Below are 5,696 nucleotides of genomic sequence, written 5' to 3'. Positions count from 1 at the left end.
TACCACTGTTACTGGTTGAGTCAAATGAAGAGCGCGCTGCACAAATTAAGCACGATTTAGAATTAGGCTTTGCCATTACCAACGTAGATAACTGCGCTACTGCACAAACCCTAATTCAACAATATAAATATGCAATTGTATTAATTGATGCGACACATGGCAGTTTTGACCGCGTAAATAACTTTTTGCAAGAGCTCAGAATTCATCGCCCTAATCAAGCAGTAGTGACCATTATTGATAGCCAAGATGCTGATTTTGCTGAGCAACTCCTACTTTTAGGGGTGACGGATTTTATTCGATTACCATTCAATCACAACATTATTAATAAAGTATGTGAGCAAGCCGCACGACGCGAAGATTTTATGGTGAGCTATGATGAATTCGCAGACAAAGTAGAACAACTTAGTAAAAGCCAGCAAGGTTACAAAGATTTATTCTCTGCCCACCAACGTATTTTAATGCACTTGAATACCGCGGTAATAGAAATCGATCAAGCTCAAAATATTTGCTTTTTAAACCCCGCTTGGGAAGCTTTAACGGGCAATGGCTTGCAATCGAGCTTAGGAATGCCGCTAACATGCTTTTTCCCGGCTAAAGATGCAGCAAAGTTGAGCGAATTAATCTCATCAATAAATATGACACCTGGCAGTAAAGATAAAGTTGAATTACAGATCAACCATAAACTTGGCCATCAAATTTGGATTGAATGTAAACTGCAATCGATTAAAGAAGCGCATGTTAAAAGTAACATAACCTTGAGTATCGATAACATTGATGAGCGCAAGCAAGCTGAATTTAGCTTACAGCACTTAGCGCATCACGATACATTAACCAATTTACACAATCGCTACTTTTTTGATCAGCAACTCAATCACTTTTGTAAAAAAACTGCTGATAAACAAGAGCACGCTCTACTTTATATCGATTTAGATCATTTCAAAATTATTAATGATTCTCAAGGGCACCAGCAAGGTGACAAAGTACTGCAAAAGGTTGCTGAGCTGTTTGAGCAATGTGTATCAGGTGATGCTTTAGTATGCCGCTTAGGTGGCGATGAGTTTGCCATTATTTTAGAAAATACCAATTTACTTGATGCCCATATGATCGGCGAGAGCTTATGCCAAACAATTGAGCATCAAAGTTTCCGCTTTGGTGAACAAAACTATTCAATTAGCTGCTCTATTGGCCTGACGCAAATTAATCAAAACAACTGCGATGCTAGTGAATGCTTAAAACAAGCAGATATTGCACTTTACGTTGCAAAGAGTCGCGGCAGAAATATTGTACATTGTTATTCAGAATCAGATGCCAATACCAAACAATTATTGTCGGGTATTACGTGGGCACATAGCATCAAAGAAGCATTAAAAGCCCAAAGCTTAACGATGCACTTTCAACCTATTTGGTGCTACAAAGAGCAAAAGGTTAGTTACTACGAAGCCCTTGTGCGTTTAATTGTGAATGATGAAATTATTTATCCAAATCAATTTATTCCATCACTTGAACTGGTAACCGATATTGATTTACTTGACCAAAATGTCATTGAAAAAACAATTGCACTTCTGGGCGAATATCCTGAATTAAATAAAGTAGCAATCAACTTGTCGGCACAGGCATTTAATAATGCCAACCTGTTAAATATAATTGCTGAAAGTATAAAGCTGCACAATGTCAGCCCAGACAGACTGACATTTGAAATTACCGAATCAGCAAGTATTAGCAATCTTGTTGCAACAACTGCCATGATTACCCAATTGCAAAAGATTGGCTGCCAATTTTCGATAGATGATTTTGGTACTGGTTTTAGTACCTTCAGTTACCTAAAGCAACTGCCGGCAAATCAAGTAAAAATAGATGGCTCGTTTGTTAAAGATATGACCCAAGATAGCATTGATAAAGCCCTAGTAAATGCGATAAAAGACATCAGTCATTCACTTGGAAAAACCTGCGTTGCAGAGTATGTGGAAGACAAAGAAACCTTTGAATTACTGAGAGAAATTGGCGTGGATTACGCTCAAGGCTATTATATTGGTAAACCCATTCCTGCTGCTGAAATCCGTAAACAAAAAACATTTCAGCGAACTCAATCGCTTAACAATTTTTACAAAGTATTTTAACAAAACCATAGGAAAGCGAACAAAGAATAGGCTAAACTGTTCCCATACGGACATACAATAAACCGTTCAAATGAGTGAATGGATTGAAGTTAAAAACGGGAGGGACTATGGCACTATTTATCTTTTTACTGCTTATAGCAAATGTCCTGATTTGCTACTTTTGTTACTTAAAAGCTTCAGAGAAAGGCTACCCAAAAGCAGTATTTACTGGATTAGGGGCGATACCTTATTTCAACTTAGTTGTACTTGTTTATTTACTCTTTTTACCAAACGTTAAAACTGAAAGTTTATTAAATTCAAAAGCCGCTAGTTAAGCGGCTTTTTTGTTTTTTTAACGGTGAATTGATAGTTTAAATATCACTTTAAAATGTGTAACTTTGGGCGCTAGCTAGTAACTTTTCCGCATCCATATCACCCACAACACACTTGTTTATTTGCGCTTTATTAAATACAAATACCAAGTCTTCTTTATTGCCTGTAGCATTATCAATAATAAAGTTTACATACTGCTTCTTGCTTAAACTTTTAAGGCCGGCACCATAATCACATAAGGTTTGAGCAAGCGTATTACTGGCAATCCGAATATTCTGCGTACGTACTTTCACCAATTTTTGCTGTTTTTCCTTAGTAGTTGATTTTATCTTGTCTTTTGCATCATCACGCTTATCACGCACTTCTGCTTTTTCTTTTTCAAGCTTGGCGATTTTAGCTTCTAGTTTAGCGATTTCTTTTTCTACCGATTTTTCATCTTTCTCTTTTTGCGCATGTCTACGCTCAAGATTTAAATCACGACGCTCACGTTCAACTTCACGTAGTTGAAATTCAATTTCGCGCTCTTGTTCTGCAAATTCTCGCATTTTCTCTGATGATTCTCGTAATGTTTCCATTGCAACTTGATATGATTGGTTGGCGGCTTCTATGCGCATTTCTTCCGCTTTGATCAACATCTCAGCTTCATCAAATTCTACGTCAAAATCAGGCTGTACAAAAAATTGCTTCCATCCACCAAAACTACCAGAGATACCTTTAGCACTGATGTTAAATACATAACCTTGTTCAGCTAAGTAAGCACCTTTAATTTGTCTTACACGAATACCCTGCTCGGCATCTAGCGATGCTTTGAGAATATTACTCATAATACTAATTTCTTTTTGGCTTTTACTTAGAACATCACTTTCAGGTGCAGCCAAAACCGCTTGTGAAGTTAATAATGTTAATGGAATCAAAAAACGTGCATTCGTTTTCATGATTAATTCTCCCATATTTGGTTTTTGGCAATTGATGACTGAGGCTGTTGTTCAACCTGTTGTGCCAGTTCATTTAGTTGCAGACGAATTAACGCCTGATCCTGTTTTCGTATTTGGTTTAAATCGGCAACCAGCGCGCCAATATCTTCTTTTCGCTCTAGTCGCCCTTGGTCAATCGCTTCTTTAACGAGTGCATAAGTCGCTTCTGCGTTGTTTTTTTGTTGCTCAGCGAGCAATGTTTGCAACTGCTCAAAGGTCACTGCCGGTACTTCTGCTGATTTATCAAAACTTATCGCAAAGCCAGAATCACTGTAATTAATTTCTGCGCGCAAAAAGACTAAAGAGCACATCACCACTGAGCATGCCAGTGCTGCAGGTGCAAACCAAACTGCAATTCGGTTGCTAAAAGGTGTAGGCTTTGGCTTTTCAAACCAAGTTGCTTCCCTTTGCCAATGTGGTAAAGGTGTTTCTTGATATTCACTTGCAAGCGTTTGCCATTGCTGACTATTTTCGAGTAATTCTGCATAAACTGAATCTTGTTCTAACAAGCTTTTCTCTTCTGCTGAAAGTTTTCCACTTTCTAACCATTTTTGGAAAATCATATCTAAATTAGCCATTTAGCACCTCCAAATCTTGACGCAATTTCGACAATGCCGAATATAAACGGGATTTTACTGTATTGGTTGATATACCAAGCTGCTCAGCTATTTGCTCAAAAGTAAAATGTTGGAAAAACTTTAATTCAACCACTTCTTTTTGCACCCAAGGTAAGTCATTTAATAACTTTAAAACTTGTTTGTTTTGCTCTGCCATAAACACCATAAAATCAGCCGATTCAGGTTCTTGTGTTTCTGCGATAAGCATCTCTTGTTTTTCTTCATCAAGCACTTTTCGGGCGCGGTAAAACTCAACACAACGCCGATTTGTAATCGCAATTGCCCAGGTTTTAAAGCTAGACTCAAAACGATATTTATCCAATGAGCGATAAATGCTCATAAAGCTTTCTTGCATGACTTCGAGTGCATCATCTGGGTTACTCACCATGCGCAAGCAACTATGATAAATCGGCTTTTCATATTGCTTAACTAATGTAAGCCATGCCCTTTTATCACCTTGCTGCGCTTTTTTTATTAACCCTTTTTCGCTTTGAAAGAACACATATTCCCCAGCTAATTGTTTCTCTGTTTAAGTAGTCGAGCATTGTTCAAAAAAAGTTTTAAATTTTTTAATCTTTTTTTAGCGAGCGCATTTTTCAGTAAAGAAAGGCTTTAGTTTGTCGCATAACAAACGGAAATCGCGAATGCGACCTGAGGTTTTACGCCACAGAATACCAATATCGCGATAAGCAGTGTCTTGCGCAGCATTAAATACCATAGGTTTATGAGCAAGAATACCGGCATTAATTGCCATTTGCGGTAAAAAGGTAACACCAAGCTGTCTTTCAACCATGCTAAGTAAAGTGTGTAAGCTTGCCGCTTCAAAAGGATTGATACACTCACTTTTACTTAAATGGCAGGCACTCAGTGCATGATCGGTTAAGCAGTGCTCCCGCTCTAATAAAAATACGGAGGAAGGAGGTAATAAATTGAAATCAGCAATACCTTTTGCCGCCTCATAGTCTTTGTGCATCACCATATTAAATGGGTCTTGTGCCAAAATATGCGTGTGGAATTTTTTGGTGTTGTAAGGTAGCGCCAAGAGCGCAACGTCAACTTGTCCTTTTTCCAACTTATCGAGTAAGTTATCACTGGTATCTTCAATTAAAACTAATTCAAGGTCAGGAAATTCAGTAGCACATAAATGATAAAGGTCGGCAGCAATAAAGCTTGCAACAGTTGGAATAATGCCAATTGTAAGCTGTCCTTGCAGCGGGTTTAAAAAGCTTTTAGTAAGCTCTTTTACACTAATTGTATCGTCAATAATCTTACGTGCACGTTCAACGACTTCTTCACCAATCGCGGTAAACATTATGCTACGATTTTCACGCTCAATTAGCTGGCAGCCTAATGTTTCTTCGAGGTTTTGAATTGCACTGCTGAGAGTAGATTGACCGATAAAACACGCTTCAGCAGCACGGCCAAAATGTTGATGTTGATGAACAGCAAGTAAGTACTGAAGTTGTTTAATACTTGGAAGGTTTTTCATCGTTATAACCGATTAAATTCTAATTAATAACGATAAAAACAAATTAACACATGAAAATCAAATATGTCTTTGTAATTTAATAAACTAATTTAAATTGCATAAATTCAAGACAAAAAAAGACCCCATTGCGTGTTCGCATATGGGGTCTTTTCAAGCTAAAAGTCGTTACACTTGAAGGCCAAAAATA

6 protein-coding genes are annotated in these 5,696 nt (G+C 37.6%); 2 read left to right on the top strand and 4 right to left on the bottom strand.

All coding sequences use genetic code 11. The annotated features are described in order from the left end of the window. A partial coding sequence (locus tag ON073_RS19795) for a putative bifunctional diguanylate cyclase/phosphodiesterase (RefSeq protein ID WP_274763598.1) occupies positions 1 to 2,117 on the top strand: 2,117 nt, incomplete at its 5' end. Between the two features lie 107 nt (positions 2,118 to 2,224). Then, positions 2,225 to 2,431: a hypothetical protein gene (locus ON073_RS19790; protein WP_274763597.1), complete on the top strand. Its 207-nt coding sequence runs from the start codon at positions 2,225 to 2,227 to the stop codon at positions 2,429 to 2,431. Between the two features lie 48 nt (positions 2,432 to 2,479). Here the strand turns inward: ON073_RS19790 and ON073_RS19785 are convergent, their stop codons facing one another. The 4 genes from ON073_RS19785 to ON073_RS19770 all read right to left on the bottom strand — a co-directional run bounded on the left by ON073_RS19785 (position 2,480) and on the right by ON073_RS19770 (position 5,509). Further along, positions 2,480 to 3,364, bottom strand: coding sequence for a hypothetical protein (locus tag ON073_RS19785; protein WP_274763596.1), 885 nt, complete (start codon positions 3,362 to 3,364; stop codon positions 2,480 to 2,482). A 2-nt stretch (positions 3,365 to 3,366) separates the two neighbouring features. Further along, a complete protein-coding gene (locus ON073_RS19780) occupies positions 3,367 to 3,981 on the bottom strand; it encodes a hypothetical protein (protein ID WP_274763595.1) in 615 nt (204 codons plus the stop codon). After that, positions 3,974 to 4,522, bottom strand: a complete 549-nt coding sequence (locus ON073_RS19775) for an RNA polymerase sigma factor (RefSeq protein ID WP_274763594.1) — start codon at positions 4,520 to 4,522, stop codon at positions 3,974 to 3,976. The genes ON073_RS19780 and ON073_RS19775 overlap by 8 nt, the downstream gene beginning before the upstream one ends. A gap of 78 nt (positions 4,523 to 4,600) precedes the next feature. Then, entirely contained in the window at positions 4,601 to 5,509 is a 909-nt protein-coding gene (locus ON073_RS19770; protein ID WP_274763592.1) for a hydrogen peroxide-inducible genes activator, read from the bottom strand. Between the last annotated feature and the right edge of the window lie 187 nt (positions 5,510 to 5,696).

Source organism: Pseudoalteromonas sp. G4 (assembly GCF_028875915.1).
Taxonomy (GTDB): domain Bacteria; phylum Pseudomonadota; class Gammaproteobacteria; order Enterobacterales; family Alteromonadaceae; genus Pseudoalteromonas.
Note: the sequence above shows the minus strand (reverse complement) of the source record. Positions and strands in the feature narration are given on the sequence as shown.